This window comes from Streptomyces sp. NPDC055099 (genome assembly GCF_053607685.1).
Map to the genome: position 1 here is coordinate 65,120 of NZ_JBSGUA010000009.1, position 18,228 is coordinate 83,347.

General features: G+C 70.9%; 16 protein-coding genes. 11 read left to right on the forward strand and 5 right to left on the reverse strand.

The genetic code is table 11. From position 1 onward, the window contains the following. The first annotated feature begins 97 nt into the window (after positions 1 to 97). Positions 98 to 799 (forward strand): PepSY domain-containing protein, encoded by a 702-nt coding sequence (locus ACWFRU_RS22475; protein ID WP_453689591.1) that lies wholly within the window; start codon positions 98 to 100, stop codon positions 797 to 799. A 161-nt stretch (positions 800 to 960) separates the two neighbouring features. Here ACWFRU_RS22475 and meaB read toward each other — a convergent pair whose 3' ends face one another. Then, positions 961 to 1,917, reverse strand: a complete 957-nt coding sequence (gene meaB, locus ACWFRU_RS22480; protein WP_365820605.1) for a methylmalonyl Co-A mutase-associated GTPase MeaB — start codon at positions 1,915 to 1,917, stop codon at positions 961 to 963. Between the two features lie 61 nt (positions 1,918 to 1,978). Then, complete coding sequence (locus ACWFRU_RS22485) at positions 1,979 to 3,181, reverse strand: acetyl-CoA C-acetyltransferase (RefSeq protein WP_453689593.1); 1,203 nt, start codon at positions 3,179 to 3,181, stop codon at positions 1,979 to 1,981. Between the two features lie 136 nt (positions 3,182 to 3,317). On the opposite strand from ACWFRU_RS22485, the gene mce reads away from it, so the two are divergent. The 5 genes from mce to ACWFRU_RS22510 all read left to right on the forward strand — a co-directional run bounded on the left by mce (position 3,318) and on the right by ACWFRU_RS22510 (position 10,867). Beyond that, on the forward strand, positions 3,318 to 3,758 hold the full coding sequence (mce, locus tag ACWFRU_RS22490; protein ID WP_453689595.1) for a methylmalonyl-CoA epimerase: 441 nt from the start codon (positions 3,318 to 3,320) through the stop codon (positions 3,756 to 3,758). Positions 3,759 to 3,989: 231 nt separating this feature from the next. Next, the gene (gene scy / locus ACWFRU_RS22495) at positions 3,990 to 7,907 is read left to right on the forward strand and encodes a polarized growth protein Scy (protein ID WP_453689597.1); all 3,918 of its coding nucleotides are present in this window, start codon (positions 3,990 to 3,992) and stop codon (positions 7,905 to 7,907) included. 182 nt (positions 7,908 to 8,089) lie between these two features. Then, positions 8,090 to 9,025, forward strand: coding sequence for a coiled-coil domain-containing protein (locus tag ACWFRU_RS22500; RefSeq protein WP_190081912.1), 936 nt, complete (start codon positions 8,090 to 8,092; stop codon positions 9,023 to 9,025). Positions 9,026 to 9,100: 75 nt separating this feature from the next. After that, the gene (locus ACWFRU_RS22505; protein WP_453689599.1) at positions 9,101 to 10,093 is read left to right on the forward strand and encodes an ABC transporter ATP-binding protein; all 993 of its coding nucleotides are present in this window, start codon (positions 9,101 to 9,103) and stop codon (positions 10,091 to 10,093) included. 3 nt (positions 10,094 to 10,096) lie between these two features. Beyond that, complete coding sequence (locus ACWFRU_RS22510) at positions 10,097 to 10,867, forward strand: ABC transporter permease (protein ID WP_453689601.1); 771 nt, start codon at positions 10,097 to 10,099, stop codon at positions 10,865 to 10,867. On the opposite strand, the gene ACWFRU_RS22515 is transcribed toward ACWFRU_RS22510, so the two are convergent. Then, complete coding sequence (locus tag ACWFRU_RS22515) at positions 10,848 to 11,720, reverse strand: hypothetical protein (protein WP_453689603.1); 873 nt, start codon at positions 11,718 to 11,720, stop codon at positions 10,848 to 10,850. The genes ACWFRU_RS22510 and ACWFRU_RS22515 overlap by 20 nt on opposite strands. Positions 11,721 to 11,997: 277 nt before the next feature. Here ACWFRU_RS22515 and ACWFRU_RS22520 point away from each other — a divergent pair, with 277 nt between their 5' ends. The 3 genes from ACWFRU_RS22520 (at position 11,998) to ACWFRU_RS22530 (ending at position 15,140) form a co-directional block, all read left to right on the forward strand. Further along, entirely contained in the window at positions 11,998 to 12,885 is an 888-nt protein-coding gene (locus ACWFRU_RS22520; protein WP_453689605.1) for a hypothetical protein, read from the forward strand. Between the two features lie 111 nt (positions 12,886 to 12,996). Continuing rightward, entirely contained in the window at positions 12,997 to 14,196 is a 1,200-nt protein-coding gene (locus ACWFRU_RS22525; RefSeq protein WP_453689607.1) for an ABC transporter ATP-binding protein, read from the forward strand. Between the two features lie 107 nt (positions 14,197 to 14,303). Continuing rightward, entirely contained in the window at positions 14,304 to 15,140 is an 837-nt protein-coding gene (locus ACWFRU_RS22530; protein ID WP_453689981.1) for an ABC transporter permease, read from the forward strand. Between the two features lie 24 nt (positions 15,141 to 15,164). On the opposite strand, the gene ACWFRU_RS22535 is transcribed toward ACWFRU_RS22530, so the two are convergent. Beyond that, positions 15,165 to 15,497, reverse strand: coding sequence for an ATP/GTP-binding protein (locus ACWFRU_RS22535; protein WP_453449915.1), 333 nt, complete (start codon positions 15,495 to 15,497; stop codon positions 15,165 to 15,167). 211 nt (positions 15,498 to 15,708) lie between these two features. On the opposite strand from ACWFRU_RS22535, the gene ACWFRU_RS22540 reads away from it, so the two are divergent. After that, a complete protein-coding gene (locus tag ACWFRU_RS22540; RefSeq protein WP_453689609.1) occupies positions 15,709 to 16,761 on the forward strand; it encodes an LLM class flavin-dependent oxidoreductase in 1,053 nt (350 codons plus the stop codon). Between the two features lie 70 nt (positions 16,762 to 16,831). Here ACWFRU_RS22540 and ACWFRU_RS22545 read toward each other — a convergent pair whose 3' ends face one another. Then, complete coding sequence (locus ACWFRU_RS22545; protein ID WP_361049961.1) at positions 16,832 to 17,224, reverse strand: SCO5389 family protein; 393 nt, start codon at positions 17,222 to 17,224, stop codon at positions 16,832 to 16,834. A gap of 212 nt (positions 17,225 to 17,436) precedes the next feature. Here ACWFRU_RS22545 and nucS point away from each other — a divergent pair, with 212 nt between their 5' ends. Continuing rightward, entirely contained in the window at positions 17,437 to 18,108 is a 672-nt protein-coding gene (gene nucS / locus ACWFRU_RS22550) for an endonuclease NucS (protein ID WP_363209304.1), read from the forward strand. The last annotated feature ends 120 nt before the right edge of the window (positions 18,109 to 18,228 follow it).

An 18,228-nucleotide genomic window follows, 5' to 3' on the forward strand; every position in this document is an offset into this window, starting at 1 on the left:
GGTTCCCTTCAGGGACGCTCAGGCAGATTGGTCCGTGTCGAAAGCGAACGGCAGCGGCCCACCGGCCGCACAGCCAACGACTCGGGAGGAACCCCTCATGAAGCGCAACATCGTCATCGCCACCGTCGCAGCTCTCGCCCTGGTCGGGGGCGGCACCGCGACAGCGCTCGCCACCACCGGCGACGACGAGTCGTCGGCAGCCGCCAAGAAGTCCAGCGTTCAGCTGAAGGACCACGACCGGGACGACAACGACCGTGACGACGACCGGTACGACGACCAGGACGACGCCAAGGAGAACAGCGCCGAGGCGAAGGCGGCCAAGGTGACCGCCGCCGACGCGATCAAGGCGGCCCTCGCGAGCCAGTCCGGTACGGCGGTCTCCGCGGAGCTGGACGACGAGGACAACGGCGGTCTGGTCTGGGACGTCGACGTGCTCGGCAAGAACAGCACGTGGCACAGCGTCCAGATCGACCCCGGCACCGGCAAGGTGCTCGGCTCGCACACCGAGCAGGACGAGGACGGCGACGCGAAGCGCGTGGCCGCCGCCCTGAAGGGTGCGTCCACCTCGGCGGAGGACGCGGCGAAGGCCGCCGCCGCCAAGGGCACGGTCACGTCCGTGGACCTGGACGACGACGGCACGGCGGGTGCCTGGGAGGCGGAGACCTCCGGTGCCAAGGGTGCGGGGGCCGACTGGAAGGTCGACCTGCAGTCGGGCAAGGTGACGGCCGACAAGTCTGACGCCAACGATGACAATGACTCCGACGACGCTGACGACAACGACAGCGACTCGGACGACTGATAACTCCCCCGTCCCCGCATGACAGCGCGCCGCCCCGCAGGGATTTCCCTGCGGGGCGGTTCGTGTCGTGGGTGCGGGTCTCGTCTGGCGACGGCCCGTACGGCCGCAGGGCCACCGGAAGCAGCAGATCCGCACACCCGCCGCGCACCAGAGGCCCCGCCTCAGCCCGAGGTCAAGCTCTCGACCAGCTCATCCGCCGCCGCGTACGGGGACAGCTCCCCGGCCACGATCCGCTCGGCCAGCGCCGACAGCCTCGCGTCCCCGTGCAGATCGGCGATTCGCTCACGCAAAGCCGTGACCGCGATGGTCTCCACCTCGCGTGCCGCCCGCGCGGCCCTGCGCTCCGCGAGGACGCCCCGCTCCTCCATCCACGCCCGGTGCTTCTCCAGGGCCTCGACGACCTCGTCGATCCCCTCGCCCCGCGCGGCCACCGTCTTCACGATGGGCGGGCGCCAGTCCCCCGCGCCGCGGGACTCCCCGAGCCCCAGCATGTGGTTCAGCTCGCGCGCGGTCGCGTCCGCGCCGTCCCGGTCCGCCTTGTTGACGACGTACACGTCACCGATCTCCAGGATTCCGGCCTTCGCCGCCTGGATGCCGTCCCCCATCCCGGGGGCGAGCAGCACCACCGAGGTGTCCGCCTGCGAGGCGATCTCCACCTCGGACTGGCCGACGCCGACCGTCTCGACCAGGATCACGTCGCAGCCCGCGGCGTCCAGGACGCGGATCGCCTGGGGCGCCGACCACGCGAGGCCGCCCAGATGGCCGCGGGTGGCCATCGAGCGGATGTAGACCCCGGGGTCGGACGCGTGCTCCGACATCCGGACCCGGTCGCCGAGCAGCGCGCCCCCGGAGAAGGGCGACGAGGGGTCGACGGCGAGGACGCCGACCCGCTTGCCCGCCCGCCGGTACGCCGACACCAGCGCCGACGTCGAAGTCGACTTGCCGACACCGGGAGATCCGGTGAGGCCCACCACGTACGCGTGTCCCGCCAGCGGAGCCAGCGCCGCCATGACCTCGCGGAGCTGCGGCGACGCCCCCTCGACCAGTGAGATCAGCCGGGCCACGGCCCGTGGCCTGCCCTCGCGGGCCTGCGCCACCAGGGAGGGGACGTCCTGCATGTCAGACAGCTCCGTTCCAAGACGTTTGCGAGACGGGGAAGGCTTGCACGCGCGAAACGCGTCAGGCCTTCGCCACCTTCACGATCAGCGCGTCACCCTGTCCGCCGCCACCGCAGAGCGCCGCGGCACCCACGCCGCCGCCCCGCCGCTTCAGCTCGAGGGCGAGGTGCAGGACGACACGTGCCCCCGACATGCCGATCGGGTGGCCCAGGGCGATGGCACCGCCGTTGACGTTCACCTTTTCCGAGGACACCCCGAGGTCCTTCATTGACTGCACCGCGACCGCGGCGAACGCCTCGTTGATCTCGATCAGGTCGAGGTCGGCGACGTCCAGGCCCTCCTTCTTCAGGGCGTGCCGGATGGCGTTCGAGGGCTGCGACTGGAGCGAGTTGTCCGGGCCCGCCACGTTGCCGTGGGCGCCGATCTCCGCGATCCAGTCGAGGCCGAGCTCCTCGGCCTTGGCCTTCGACATCACCACGACCGCGGCGGCGCCGTCGGAGATCTGCGAGGAGGTGCCCGCCGTGATCGTGCCGTCCTTGGTGAAGGCGGGGCGCAGCTTGCCGAGCGACTCGGCGGTCGTCTCGGCGCGGATGCCCTCGTCCTTGGAGAACAGGACCGGGTCGCCCTTGCGCTGCGGGATCTCGACCGGGGTGATCTCGGCCTCGAAGGTGCCGTTCTTCTGGGCGGCGGCCGCGCGCTGGTGGGAGGCGGCGGCGATCTCGTCCTGCTCGGGGCGCGCGATGCCCAGGCGGGTGTTGTGCTTCTCCGTCGACTCGCCCATGGCGATGTTCTCGAAGGAGTCGGTCAGGCCGTCGTACGCCATGGAGTCGAGCATCTCGATGGCGCCGTACTTGTAGCCCTCGCGGGACTTCGGCAGGAGGTGCGGCGCGTTCGTCATCGACTCCTGGCCGCCGGCGACGACGACGTCGAACTCGCCCGCGCGGATGAGCTGGTCGGCGAGCGCGATCGCGTCGAGCCCGGAGAGGCACACCTTGTTGACGGTGAGTGCCGGGACGTTCATGGGGATGCCCGCCTTGACGGCGGCCTGACGCGCCGGGATCTGCCCTGCCCCGGCCGTGAGCACCTGCCCCATGATCACGTACTGCACCTGGTCGCCGCCGATGCCGGCCCGGTCGAGCGCGGCCTTGATCGCGAAACCGCCCAGGTCGGCGCCGGAGAAGGACTTGAGGGAGCCGAGCAGGCGGCCCATGGGCGTGCGCGCGCCCGCGACGATCACTGAGGTGGTACCGGTCGTTCCAGACATGTGCCACGGCCCCTTGGGAGGAGGAGTTAATGAGGGTTTACTTGAATGTACTGAGCGGTACGCCGCGCGTCATCGGGCGTTCGGTGTGATCGCGCGCACGTTGCGTAATCACCGCCGGAAGGGCTGCACTGAAAACATGCTGACGCGAATCGATCACATCGGGATCGCCTGTTTCGACCTCGACACGACCGTCGAGTTCTACCGGGAGACATATGGCTTCACGGTGTTCCACACCGAGGTCAACGAAGAGCAGGGCGTACGCGAGGCCATGCTCAAGATCAATGAGACGAGTGACGGCGGCGCCTCCTACCTGCAACTCCTCGAACCCACCCGCGACGACTCCGCCGTGGGCAAATGGCTGGCCAAGAATGGTGAGGGCGTGCACCACATCGCCTTCGGCACCGCGGACGTGGACGGCGACGCCGCGGCCATCAAGGAGAAGGGCGTACGCGTCCTTTACCAGGAGCCCCGGATCGGTTCCATGGGCTCCCGCATCACCTTCCTGCACCCCAAGGACTGCCACGGCGTACTGACCGAACTCGTCACCTCGGCAGCTCAGGAGTCACCGGAGCACTGACCTCCGCATACTTGGGCCGGTAGGGTTGGGGGCGGCCGTCCGAAGTTTGGGCGGCCGGTCGTCCGTACGCTGGGCGGCCGCTTGCCGGGGTCCGGGTTTCGGGGGACGAGCGTCAGGGCAGCAGCCCATGCTCTGCTGTTGATCTGACACCATTCCCCGTGGGCCCCGTTCGGCGGATGGACAGGGCTCGTAAGAAGAGACTTGCGACCAGGGGACGGATGGGACCGCGCAGTGCGGGGCTACGAACGCCAAGAGAGCTCGCGGGCTGAGACGGACCATCTTTCGCGGTTCGAGGCCGAGATGGACCGGCTGAAGACCGAGCGAGAGAAGGCTGTTCAGCACGCCGAAGACCTCGGCTATCAGGTCGAGGTGTTGCGCGCCAAGCTGCACGAGGCGCGCCGCAACCTCGCGTCCCGCCCTGCCTATGACGGCGCGGACATCGGCTACCAGGCCGAGCAGCTGCTCCGTAATGCCCAGATCCAGGCCGACCAGCTGCGCCAGGACGCCGAGCGGGAGCTGCGCGACGCCCGTGCGCAGACCCAGCGGATCCTCCAGGAGCACGCCGAGCAGCAGGCCAGGCTCCAGTCCGAGCTGCACTCCGAGGCGGTGTCACGCCGTCAGCAGCTCGACCAGGAGCTGTCCGAGCGCCGTCAGACCGTCGAGTCGCACGTCAACGAGAACGTGGCGTGGGCCGAGCAGCTGCGGGCCCGCACCGAGCAGCAGGCGCGCCGCCTGCTCGACGAGTCGCGCGCCGAGGCCGACCAGGCCCTGGCCGCCGCCCGCGCCGAGGCCGAGCGCGTGGCCGAAGATGCCCGCCAGCGCATGGCGAGCGACGCCGAGTCGGCCCGTGCCGAGGCCGAGGCGATCCTGCGCCGGGCCCGCTCGGACGCCGAGCGGCTCCTGAACGCGGCGTCGACGCAGGCGCAGGAGGCCACCGACCACGCGGAGCAGCTCCGTTCGTCCACGGCCACCGAGTCCGAGCAGGCGCGCCGGCAGGCCACCGAGGCGAGCCGGGCCGCCGAGCAGCGCATGGCGGAGGCCGAGACGGCGCTGCGCGAGGCGCGCGCCGAGGCCGACAAGGTCCTGGCCGAGGCCAAGGAGCTGGCGTCCAAGCAGCTCTCGGCCGCCGAGGGTGCCAACGAACAGCGCACGCGTACGGCCAAGGAGCAGGTCGCGCGGCTCGTCGGCGAGGCCACCAAGGAAGCCGAGGCCACCAAGGCCGAGGCCGAGCAGCTCGTCGCCGACGCGCGTGCCGAGGCCGAGAAGCTGATCAAGGACGCCGCCGAGAAGGCGCGCACGATCACCGCCGAGGAGACCGCGGGCCAGCTCGCCAAGGCGGCCCGTACGGCGGAGGAAGTACTGGAGAAGGCTTCCAAGGACGCCAAGGACACGACGAAGGCCGCCACCGAGGAGGCCGAGCGGATCCGCAGCGAGGCCGAGGCCGAGGCGGACCGGCTGCGCGCCGAGGCGCACGACATCGCCGAGGGGCTCAAGGGCACGGCGAAGGACGACACCAAGGAGTACCGCGCCAAGACCGTCGAGCTGCAGGAGGAGGCGCGCAGGCTGCGCGGCGAGGCCGAGCAGCTGCGGGCCGACGCGGTCACCGAGGGCGAGCGGATCCGGGGCGAGGCCCGGCGCGAGGCCGTCCAGCAGATCGAGGAGGCGGCCAAGTCCGCCGAGGAGCTGCTCGCCAAGGCGAAGGCCGACGCGGAAGAGCTGAAGTCGGCCGCGACCACCGAGAGCGAGCGGGTCCGCACCGAGGCCATCGAGCGCGCCACGAGCCTGCGCAAGCAGGCCGAGGAGACGCTGGAGCGCACCCGCGCGGAGGCCGAGCGGCACCGCGAGGAGGCCGTCGAGCAGGCCGAGGCCACGAAGTCCGAGGCCGAGGAAGCCGCGCGGGCCCTGCGCGAGGAGACCGAGCGGGCGATAGCGGCACGTCAGGCGGAGGCCGCCGACGAGCTGAGGCGCCTGCACACGGAGGCCGAGGAGCGTCTGGCCTCCGCCGAGCAGGCACTCACCGACGCCCGTGCCGAGGCCGAGCGCATCCGCAAGGAAGCCGCGGACGAGACGGACCGCCTCCGCTCGGAGTCCGCCGAGCGCATCCGCGCCCTGCAGTCGCAGGCCGAGACCGAGGCCGAGCGGCTGCGCACCGAGGCCGCCGCCGACGCCTCGCAGGCACGCGCCGAGGGCGAGAACGTGGCCGTGCGGCTGCGTTCCGATGCCGCCGCCGAGGCCGAGCGCCTCAAGACCGAGGCCCAGGAGTCGGCCGACCGGCTCCGTTCGGAGGCCGCAGCCGCCGCCGAGCGCGTGGGCGCGGAGGCCGCCGAGGCGCTGGCCGCCGCCCAGGAGGAGGCCGCCAGGCGCCGCCGGGAGGCCGAGGAGACCCTCAGCTCCGCGCGCGGAGAGGCCGACCAGGAGCGCGAGCGGGCCCGCGAGCAGAGCGAGGAACTCCTCGCCTCCGCCCGCAACCGCGTCGAGGAGGCTCAGGCCGAGGCCGTCCGCCTCGTCGAGGAAGCCGACCGCCGGGCGACCGAGATGGTCACCAGCGCCGAGCAGACCGCCCAGTCCGTACGGGACTCCGTGGCGGGCCTCCAGGAGGCGGCGCAGGAGGAGATCGCGGGTCTGCGCAGCGCCGCCGAGCACGCGGCGGAGCGCACCCGGACCGAGGCGCAGGAGGAGGCGGACCGTGTCCGCTCCGACGCGTACGCCGAGCGGGAGCGTGCCTCCGAGGACGCCGCCCGTGCCCGTCGCGAGGCGAGCGAGGAGGCCGAGGCCGCCAAGTCGCTGGCCGAGCGCACGGTTTCGGAGGCGATCGCGGAGGCCGAGCGGCTGCGTTCGGACGCCTCGGAGTACGCCCAGCGTTCGCGTACGGAGGCCTCGGACGCGATCGCGTCGGCCGAGCAGGACGCGTCCCGCACCCGTGCCGACGCCCGCGAGGACGCCAACCGCATCCGCAGCGACGCCGCGAGCCAGGCCGACCAGCTGATCGGCGAGGCGCGCAGCGAGGCGGAGCGCCTGCAGAACGAGACGATCGCGGAGGCCGAGCGCCTCAAGGCGGACACGGTCGCGGAGGCCGAGCGCCTCAAGGCCGAGACGAGCGCCGAGGCCGAGCGGGTGCGCGCGGAGTCGGTGGCCAAGGCCGAGAAGCTCATCTCGGACGCGACGGGCGACGCCGAGCGGCTGCGCGCGGACGCGGCCGAGACGGTCGGCTCCGCCCAGCAGCACGCCGAGCGCATCCGGTCCGAGGCCGAGCGCGTCAAGGCGGAGGCGGCGGCCGAGGCCGAGCGGCTCACCTCGCAGGCGCGGGACGAGGCCGAACGCACGCTGGACGAGGCGCGCCAGGCGGCGAACAAGCGCCGTTCCGAGGCGGCCGAGCAGGTCGACACCCTCATCACGGAGGCCGCGGCCGAGGCCGAGAAGCTGACGAGCGACGCCCAGGAGAAGGCGCTCAAGGCCACCACGGACGCGGAGGCGCAGGCCGACACGATGGTCGGCGCCGCCCGCACGGAGGCCGACCGGCTTGTCGCCGAGGCGAGGGTCGAGGGCAACTCCCTGGTGGAGAAGGCCCGTACGGACGCGGACGAGCTGCTCATCGGCGCCCGCAGGGACGCGACGGCCATAAGGGAGCGTTCCGAGGAGCAGCGCGACCGCCTCACCGCGGAGATCGAGGAGCTGCACGAGCGTGCGCGCCGCGAGTCCGCGGAGGCGATGAAGACCGCCGGTGAGCGCTGTGACGCGCTGGTGAAGGCCGCGGAGGAGCAGCTCGCCGAGGCCGAGGCCAAGGCCAAGGAGCTGGTGTCGGACGCGAGTTCCGAGGCCGGCAAGGTCCGTATCTCGGCCGTGAAGCGGGCCGAGGCGCTGCTCAAGGAGGCCGAGACGAAGGTCGCCGAACTGGTGCGCGACGCCGAGCGGGTCAAGGCGGAGGCGCAGGCCGAGGCGGAGCGTACGGTTGACGAGGGTAAACGCGAGCTTGAGGTTCTCGTCCGGCGCCGCGAGGACATCAACGCCGAGATTTCCCGTGTCCAGGACGTATTGGAGGCGTTGGAATCATTTGAGGCCCCCTCGGTCCCCGGTCCGAAGGACGGTGGCGTCAAGGCCGGTGCGGCGGCGGGCTCAACTCGATCGGGTGGCAAGCCGTCTGAGGGCTAGCCAAAGAACTTCTCGCGTGCTTTGTAAGGACCTTCGGCACTGTCGCTGGCAAGTGCTCCGGCGGTTAGCCACTCAAAAGGGGTGTCATTCTCCAGATCAAACGGGCATCTGCTCGATGACACGCCGCTTGGACCCCTAGGATTCCCCCTATCACCTCACCGGTCTCATTCGACAGGAACCCCATGAGCGACACTTCCCCCTACGGCTTCGAGCTTGTGCGGCGTGGGTACGACCGCGCTCAGGTGGACGAACGTATCTCCAAGCTCGTCTCCGACCGTGACAGCGCTCTTGCTCGTATCACTGCTCTGGAAAAGCGCATTGAGGAGCTGCACCTCGAGACGCAGAACGCGCAGGCGCAGGTAGCCGACGCCGAACCGTCGTACGCGGGCCTCGGCGCGCGTGTCGAGAAGATCCTCCGCCTCGCCGAGGAGGAGGCGAAGGACCTGCGCGAGGAGGCTCGTCGCGCAGCCGAGCAGCACCGCGAGCTCGCCGAGTCGGCGGCCCAGCAGGTGCGCAACGACGCCGAGTCGTTCGCGGCCGAGCGCAAGGCCAAGGCGGAGGACGAGGGCGTCCGGATCGTCGAGAAGGCCAAGGGCGAGGCGGGCGCGCTGCGCAGCGAGGCGCAGAAGGACGCGCAGCAGAAGCGCGAGGAGGCGGACGCCCTCTTCGAGGAGACCCGCGCCAAGGCCGCCCAGGCCGCGGCCGACTTCGAGACGAACCTCGCCAAGCGCCGCGAGCAGTCGGAGCGTGACCTGGCCTCGCGTCAGGCCAAGGCCGAGAAGCGTCTCGCGGAGATCGAGCACCGCGCCGAGCAGCTCCGCCTGGAGGCCGAGAAGCTCCGCACGGACGCCGAGCGCCGCGCCCGTCAGACGGTGGAGACCGCTCAGCGTCAGGCCGAGGACATCGTCGCGGACGCGAACGCCAAGGCGGACCGGATTCGCTCCGAGTCCGAGCGCGAGCTCGCGGCCCTGACGAACCGTCGGGACTCCATCAACGCGCAGCTCACCAATGTGCGCGAGATGCTGGCGACGCTCACGGGTGCGGCTGTGGCCGCCGCCGGGTCGCCTGCCGAGGACGAGCCGGTCTCCCGCGGGGTGCCTGCCCAGCAGACGCGATAGACCGTCGGGACACCCCTCACGGGGCCCCCTGCCGCTCCGGTGGCAGGGGGCCCCGTGTCGTTCTAGCGTGGCCGCATGATCGAGCTCGAGGGGCTGACCAAGCGGTACGGCGAGAAGCTGGCCGTCAACAACCTCACCTTCACCGTGCATCCGGGCATCGTCACCGGCTTCCTCGGGCCCAACGGCGCCGGCAAGTCCACGACCATGCGGATGATGCTCGGGCTCGACAACCCCACGGCGGGCGCGGCGCGGATCGACGGCAAGCGGTACGCGCAGCTGAAGGACCCGCTCAAGTACATCGGCGCCCTGCTCGACGCCAAGGCCATGCACGGCGGGCGCAGCGCCTTCAACCACCTCCTGTGCCTCGCCCAGAGCAACGGCATCCCGCGCGCCCGCGTCCATGAGGTCCTGGACACCGTGGGCCTGACGCAGGTCGCCAGGAAGAAGGCCAAGGGCTTCTCGCTCGGCATGGGGCAGCGGCTCGGCATCGCGGGCGCGTTGCTCGGCGACCCCGAGATCCTGATGTTCGACGAGCCGGTCAACGGGCTCGACCCCGAGGGCATCCACTGGATCCGCAACCTGATGAAGTCCCTGGCCTCGCAGGGCCGCACGGTCTTCGTCTCCTCGCACCTGATGAGCGAGATGGCGCTGACCGCCGACCATCTGGTCGTCATCGGACAGGGACGGCTGCTCGCGGACACCTCCATGGCGGACTTCATCCAGCAGAACTCACGCAGTTACGTCCGGCTGCGCTCCCCGCAGCGCGAGCGCCTCCTCGACGTGCTGCACCAGGAGGGCGTCACCGCCGTAGAGGCGGGCAACGGCACCCTTGAGGTGGACGGCACCCCCGCCGAGGACCTGGGTGAACTCGCCGCCCGCCATCAGCTCGTCCTCCATGAACTGAGCCCTCAGCGGGCCTCGCTCGAAGAGGCGTTCATGCAGCTCACCGCGGAGTCCGTGGAGTACCACGCGCACGCCGACCATGCGGGCCCCGGCGCCGCACCGCCTCCTCCCGCGCGGGCCGCGGGCTGGGGCGAGAGCTGGCATCAGCCGAAGAGGGGGGCCTGAGCGATGGCCGCGACGCAGGTACTGAAGTCGGAGTGGACCAAGATCCGCTCGGTCTCGTCGACCGTGTGGACGCTGGGTCTCGCGCTGGTCGTCACGGTCGGGCTCGGCCTGCTGATCAGCATCCTGGCGAAGAACGACTACGACAGCCTCAACGCCCAGGACCGCCGGGTCTTCGACCCGACGTTCACCAGCTTCGCGGGCATGAGCCTCGGCCAGCTCGCGATGATCGTCTTCGGTGTCCTCGTCGTGTCGAACGAGTACAGCACCGGCATGATCCGCACCTCGCTCTCCGCGGTCCCGCAGCGCGCCACCTTCATGGCGAGCAAGGTCGCGGTCGCCACCCTGCTCTGTCTGGTGGTGGGCCTGGTCACCAGCTTCATCGCGTTCTTCGTGGGCCAGGCGATGCTCGGCGAGCACAAGGCGCTGATCGGCGACCCCGGCGTGCTGCGCGCGGTGATCGGCGGCGGGCTCTACATGACGCTCATCGCGATGTTCTCGATGGGCGTCGCGACGATGCTGCGCAGCCCGATGCTGTCCCTCGGCATCCTGATGCCGTTCTTCTTCCTCATCTCCAGCATCCTGGGCAACGTCTCGGCGACGAAGAAGATCGGCCGCTTCCTCCCCGACCAGGCGGGAAGCAAGATCATGCAGGTGAAGTCGCCCCTGGACGACGACACCCCGTACGGCCCCTGGGGCGGGCTCGCGATCATGGTGGTGTGGGTGGTGGTGGCGCTGCTCGGCGGCTATGTGCTGCTCAAGAAGCGGGACGCGTAGCGCCCTCGTCCGGGGGCAGCAGTTCGTCGAAGCCGCGCCAGCCGTCCCACTCCCACACCTCACGCTGCAGATCCGGTTCGAGCGGCACGAAGCGGCCCAGCTCGAAGTCCTCGGGCCCGACCTTGAACCACCGCTCGTCCGCGACCTCCGTCCCCAGGCCCACGGTCCGCGCGGTCAGCCGCACCATCAGCTCCACACCGGCCGACTGCGACAGGTCCTTGCCCTGGATGCGGGTGAACGGCAGCCGCGGCACCGGAGCGTCGACCGGGATCCACACGGTGAACGGAGCACCCCGCTCGACGGCGAGCCAGCAGCGCTCCTCGGCCGGTTCGCCCTTCTCGTCCAGCACCCTGAGCCACTTCTTGTAGATGACGAGGCTGCCGTCGTGCGGCGAGCGTTCGAGGTAGCGGAGGTGGGCGCGGGCGTGCAGGTCGACGACGGAGAGATTGTCGAAGCGGTTGTAGAACCGGATCGCGATGATCGCGTCGTCGCTCTGCGCGTGGGTGCGCCGGTACCCGGGGAAGTCGGCGGTCCACGCGTGCGAGATGGACGCCCGGCGCCGCCAGACGAACGGCCGCAGCGAGAACATCTTGATCAGTACGAAACCGAGGAGCACGGCGGGCGCGAGCGCCCCGATCACCGAGGCCGTGGTCGCCATGAGCTGCTGCGCGGTGCTCCCCGCCTGGGGATCGAGGTTGTCCGTGCCGACGCACGCGCGCAGCGCGGACAGCGCGAGGTCGAACAGCCTCTCCTGATCACCGAACCGCTCGCTCAGCGAGCGCGGCGAGTCCTCGGCCACCGTCCACAGCACGGCGATCACGGCGGAGACCCCGGCGAGCACGGTCAGTGTCATGAGCAGCAGAGCGTGGACGGACCGGCCCGCGATCCATCCTCGCGCAGACGTCCGATACCGCGGGTGCGCGCCACCCCTGCGAGGCCATCTCACCAAGGACCTCAACTCCCCTCCCCCGCACCGGACTTCGCCCGGTCCCCCACGGTGGACTGGCTTCTTTCCCGCAACCCGCCGGGGTTAACCCGCCGGCCGAGGAGCGGTGAAGCGGCGGCGCGGGTACTTGTTCCCGTGGAAGGCTGTCCCCGCACCGCGTTGACCATCCCCGAAGGGCGCCATCGTGAGGACTGAGGACCGAAGCCTGGAGTCGCTGGGTCTCGACGGCGTACCGGCCAGAGAGCCACTGACCTACCCCGGCCGCCCCACCCCCGCCCCGTCGCTGCTCAACGGCGGCGAGCTGCTCCGGCTCGACGTGCGGACCGGCCGGCTCGGCGAGTGGTACGTGGAGGAGCCGGTGCGGCGCCGCCTCGACGAGGCGCTCCTGGACCGGGGCCAGGCCGTCACCGGCCGCCGCCACCCGGTGATCGCCGTGGGGTCGAACGCGTCCCCCGGGCAGGTCGCGTACAAGCTGACCCGGCTCGGCATCCCCGCCGCCGTGCCCATGGTGCCGGTCCGGGTACGCGGCATCGCGGTGGGCTGCTCCGGGCACATCAGTCCGGCGGGCTATGTCGCGGGCACCCCGTACGTGGACCGGGAGGCCGAGACGCCGCTGGTGGTGACGTGGCTGGACGCCACGCAGCTCAAGGCGGTCGACGACACGGAGTTCCCGGACTACCGCAGGGCCATACTGCCGGGCGACGACTTCGAGATGACGATGCCGTCCGGTGAGCGCCTCGGCGGCGCGTACATCTACTTCAGCGCGCACGGCGTCCTCGCCGACCCGGCGACCGAGCGCCCGCGGCCGGGCGGCGGCGACCAGGCGGAGCTGCTCGCCGCGCTCCTGAAGGATTCGCCCCGCCTGAGGGAACTGCTCGGCCCCGATCCGGCGAGCTGGGTCGCGGCGGCGGGCTCCACGCCCCGGCTGCGCGAGCTGGGCACGCGCGTCTTCGGCGACGAGGGCTGGGTGCTGCCGCAGACCGACTTCCTGCCGTACGTCGACGAGTCGAACCGGCTGCGCGTGTACGACGAGCTGCCCCCGCTGGCGGGTTCCCTGCCGTCGGCTCCGTGACGCCTGAGCCCTTTACGCACTCTTGGCCGGAACCGTCAACGCTCGGATACCCTCCTAACCCTTACGGGGGCGTGTGCCCCGACGTCCTGAACCATTCGATGGGTGCGGAGAATGATCGAGGCAGTCGGCCTGACGAAGCGCTACGGCGCCAAGACAGCCGTGTACAACCTTTCCTTTCAGGTGCGACCCGGCACGGTCACCGGCTTCCTGGGCCCGAACGGCTCCGGCAAGTCGACGACCATGCGCATGATCCTCGGGCTCGACCAACCCACCACGGGCCAGGTGACGATCGGCGGCTACCCGTACCGCAAGCTCCCCAACGCCCCCCGCCAGGTCGGCGCGCTGCTCGACGCCAAGGCGGTGCACGGCGGGCGGCACGCCCGCAATCATCTCCTGTGTCTCGCGCAGCTCTCCGGCATCCCGGCCCGCCGGGTCGACGAGGTGCTCGGCGTCGTGGGCCTCCAGGAGGTGGCGAAGAAGCGCTCCAAGGGCTTCTCGCTCGGCATGGGGCAGCGTCTCGGCATCGCCGCCGCGCTGCTCGGCGACCCGCAGGTGCTTCTCTTCGACGAGCCGGTCAACGGCCTCGACCCCGAGGGCATCCTCTGGGTGAGGAACCTGATGAAGTCCCTCGCCGCCGAGGGCCGTACGGTCTTCGTCTCCTCGCACCTCATGAGCGAGATGGCGCTGACCGCCGAGCACCTGATCGTGATCGGCCGCGGGCAGCTCCTCGCGGACATGAGCGTCAAGGACTTCATCTCGCACAACTCCGCGGACTTCGCCCGCGTGCGGACGCCGGAAGGCGATGTGCAGCAGCGCGAGAAGCTGTCCGCCGCGCTGAGCGAGGCCGGCGGCCAGGTCATGCCCGAGCAGGACGGCGCGCTGCGCGTGACCGGTCTTCCGCTCCCCCGCATCAGCGACCTCGCGCACGACGCGGACGTCCGCGTGTGGGAGCTCTCCCCGCACCAGGCCTCGCTGGAAGAGGCGTACATGCGGATGACGCAGGGCGCCGTCGACTACCGCTCGACCGTCGACCAGCGCGCGGGCCTCCAGCAGCAGCTGCCGCCGGGCGCGATGCCGCCGCAGCAGATGCCGGTGCCCGGCCAGGGCCAGCCCGGGTGGTACGCGCCGCCGCCGCCCCAGCAGGGCGGCCAGCCCTTCGCGATGCCCCAGGGAATGCCCCCGGGCGCGCCCGGCGCTCCGCAGGGCACCCCGAACCCGTACGCGACCGCCGCCCCGCAGGCGCCGGCGCCCGCCCCCGCCCCTGCTCCCGCCCCTGACATGACCAAGCGCGACAGCGAGGACCCCCGATGACCACGCCTCCGACTCCGCAGCCGCAGGCGCAGCCCCAGCAGGCACCTCAGCAAGCCCCCCAGCAGGCCTACGCACAGGCCGGTGCCCCCGTGCCGCAAGGCGCCCCGATGGCTCCCCCGCCGGCCGCCCCCGCGCCGCCCTCCGCCTGGCAGCAGGCGATGAACAACGCCTACACCTCGCCGATCCCGGTCAAGAAGACCCACCTCGGCAACGCCCTGGCCTCCGAGTGGACGAAGATCAAGTCCGTCCGCTCGACGATGTGGACCCTGGGCGTCTTCTTCCTCCTGGTCGTCGGCATCGGCCTGCTGGTGGCCGGGCAGACCGAGGACCGGGACTACGCGGACGTGCCGTTCACCATCCCGGCCTTCTTCGGCCTGGTGCTCGGCCAGATCTGCCTGATCACGCTCGGCGTCCTGGTGACGTCGTCCGAGTACGGCACGGGCATGATCCGTACGACGTTCACGGCGTCGCCGCAGCGCTATCGCGTGCTCACCGCCAAGATCATGATCTTCTTCGTGATCGCCTTCGTCGTCTCGGCGGGCTCCGTCCTCCTGGTGGGCCTGATGACGTCGGGGATGCACAGCGGCCCCGAGGCGGGCGACGTCGCCTGGGCGGGCACGGTCCTCAAGGGCGGGCTCTACGTCTCGCTCCTGGGCGTCCTCGCACTCGCCGCCGGATCGATGCTGCGCCACTCCGCGGGTGCGATCACCGCGATGCTCGGCGTGGTCCTGGTCCCCGCGATCCTGCCCGTGTTCCTGATGATCTCCGAGGGCACGCGCCCGCTCGGCGAGAAGATGCTGGACTACAACGCCATCAACTCGCTCGCCAAGATCTTCGAGATGGACGGCGAGAGCGGCGGCACCTCGCAGCTCCTGCTGCTCCTCGGCGTGACGGCGGCCGCGATCGCCGGCGCCTTCGCGCTCCTGGAGAAGCGCGACGTGTAGTCGCCCGGGGTCTCCCCCGGGGACTCAGTACCTGGGCGCGTTACGGGACCGCTGCACCCGCGTGGTGCGGCGGTCCTTCGCGTTCCAGCAGGCCTTGTGCCAGTGCCTGCGCTCGTCGACACCGGAGTGCTCGGGCCAGGCCACCACATGCGCGAGCCCGGAGGGGATCTCCTGGTCGCAGCCGGGGCAGCGGTAGGTCTTGCCGGCCGCGCTCGCCCCCGCGACGTGCCGCAGGCTCCACTGCTCGCCCCGCCAGCTCTCGGTGGACTGGAAGCCGCCGTAGCGGCCCGTCGTTTCCCCGTCCATGCGCGGACTGTCTTCTCCGGCGCCCTTCGGGCGGTTGCGACGCGGGGACACGGGACACCTCACGGGATGTACGGGGGCCAGGGGTGAGTCCAGCCTACGCGGCGCGGACCCGGGTAGTCGTCATGGACCAACCCCCACAGATCCCCCCTGCATTTCGCAGAAAATCCGTCAATCTTCATGCCAAGCCGTGCCTTTGGCACGTGTCATGCGTTGTTGCCCGTAGGGGGAGTGCCTGCGTCGGCGCCAAGGAGGCAGGAGTGCGATGCGTGTAGGTAGTTTTGTTCTGGCCGCCCAGTTCCCGGGACAGGGACAGGGGGAGGCGCTGCACCGTGCGGTGCGGTCCGCCGAGGTGGCCGAGGAGGCGGGCCTCGACTCGGTCTGGCTCGCCGAGCACCACTTCGTGCCGTACGGCACGTGTCCGTCCGCCGTGACCCTGGCCGCGCTCCTTCTCGGGCGTACGCGGCGCATCCGGGTCGGCACCGCCGTGAGCGTCCTGCCGACGGTTCATCCCGTCGCCCTGGGCGAGCAGGCGGCCCTGCTGCACCTGACGTCCGGCGGGCGCTTCTCGCTGGGCGTGGGGCGCGGCGGACCATGGGTGGACCTGGAGGTCTTCGGGTCCGGCCTCGAGGCGTACGAGAAGGGCTTCCCGGAGTCGCTCGACCTGCTGCTGCGGTGGCTGACCGAGCCCCGGGTCGCGAGCGACGCGGACCGTTTCCCGTTCCGCGAGGTCGCCGTGGTGCCACGGCCCCAGGAGGCGCTGAGCGGCTCGGACGAGGAGGCCGGGGAGTCGCCCGGCGGACCCGAGGTGATCGTCGCCTGCACCTCGCCGGCCAGCGTGCGGCTCGCCGCGGAACGCGGTCTGCCGATGCTGCTCGGCATGCACGTCGGCGACGAGGAGAAGGCCGAAATGGTGGCGTTGTGGCAGCGGCACGCGCGCGCCTCGGGGCGCACGCCGGATGAGGTCCTGAGGGCCGCGCACGTCTCCGCCGGGGTCGCGCAGATCGCGGACCGGCGCCTGGACGCGGCGGAGACGCTGCAGAAGGCGATGCCGGGGTGGCTCAGGCAGGGGCTCGACGCGCACGTCACGATCGACGGCCGGGCGCGGGCCATGCGAGACCCGCTCGCGTACACGGAGCTGCTCTGCGGCCTGCATCCGGTGGGGACCCCGCAGCTGTGCGCCGACCGGATCGCGGCGACCTCGGAGCGCACGGGGATCACCCGCTTCGCGCTGCTCGTCGAGGGCTCGGGCGATCTGGCGACGACGGAGGAGAACGTCCGCAGGCTGGGGACCGAAGTGCTGCCCCAGCTCGGCTGAGCCGCCGGGGCGGGGAGCTGCCGCTCCTGTACCAGAACACCTCCCGCGTACGGAGCGGCAGCAAAAGGCCTCAGCAGTCCCGCAGTTCGGGCGACTGGTTGAGCAGCTGGCCCCGGATCGAGGTGAACCGGGCGAGCCTGTCGTCCACGGATGCATCCAACGGGAAAACCGCCACACGGTGGCAGTTCTGGAATGCGAGACGCACTCCGAAGTGGCGCTGCAGAGCGCCGCGAATCGCGTCACTCGCCAGCGCCCGCAGGAGCTGTCCGCGTGCCTGCTCACTCGGCGGCGGCGTCTGGTTGTCGGCGAACTCGCCGCCGTCAACCTTCAGCTGGGCCACCAGGGAGCTGATCATCTCCCATGCGTAAGGCAGGGAGGTCCGGACGCAGTCGACGAATTCCGCTTCATCGACCTCGCCTCGCTCGGCCTGTTCCAACAGTGCCGGTGAGACGTCGAGCGACATGGGTTCTCCTCTCGCACCCCCGGGGAGCGGGGGCTTCCGGACAGGGCAGGAGCCCGTGCACGCAGCGTGCATGCACGGCGACCTCCTGCTTATACGGTAAGCACCGGACCCGCGCTGCACCAGGAGATTGGGAACATAACCGGCCAGGATCGAACAGGGCCATCGCCGGAGGAATCGCGCGGACCACCTGGGGTCGAGTAGCGTTGCGCCCCATGCGTCTCGTCATTGCCCGATGCTCCGTGGATTACGCGGGCAGGCTCACAGCCCATCTCCCGTCGGCCCCCCGCCTGATCCTTGTGAAGGCGGACGGCAGTGTCTCGATCCACGCGGACGACCGGGCCTACAAACCTCTCAACTGGATGTCCCCGCCCTGCACCTTGAAGGAGGGGTCGGGGGACGACGCGGGCGTGTGGACCGTCGTGAACAAGGCGGGCGAGAAGCTCATCATCACGATGGAAGAGATCCTGCACGATTCCTCGCACGAACTGGGCGTCGATCCCGGCCTCATCAAGGACGGCGTGGAAGCACACCTTCAGGAGCTGCTCGCCGACCGGATCGAGACGCTCGGTGAGGGCTATTCACTGATCCGGCGCGAGTACATGACGGCGATCGGCCCGGTGGACATCCTGTGCCGCGACGCCGACGGGCAGACCGTCGCCGTCGAGATCAAGCGACGCGGCGAGATCGACGGCGTCGAGCAACTCACCCGTTATCTGGAGCTGTTGAACCGCGACCCGCACCTGGCTCCCGTCAAGGGCATCTTCGCCGCCCAGGAGATCAAGCCGCAGGCCCGCGTGCTCGCCACGGACCGCGGCATCGGCTGCGCCGTCCTGGACTACAACGCGATGCGCGGCATCGAGGACGACAAGCTGCGGTTGTTCTAGGAGTTCTTGTACGTACGAAGAGGGGGCCGGGGGCTGGTTGTTCCGGCCCCCACATCGTACAACGTCGTAAGACTTGGTTTCCGTGTGAGTTGGTAGAAGCCGGGTGGGCTCTCTGGGGTC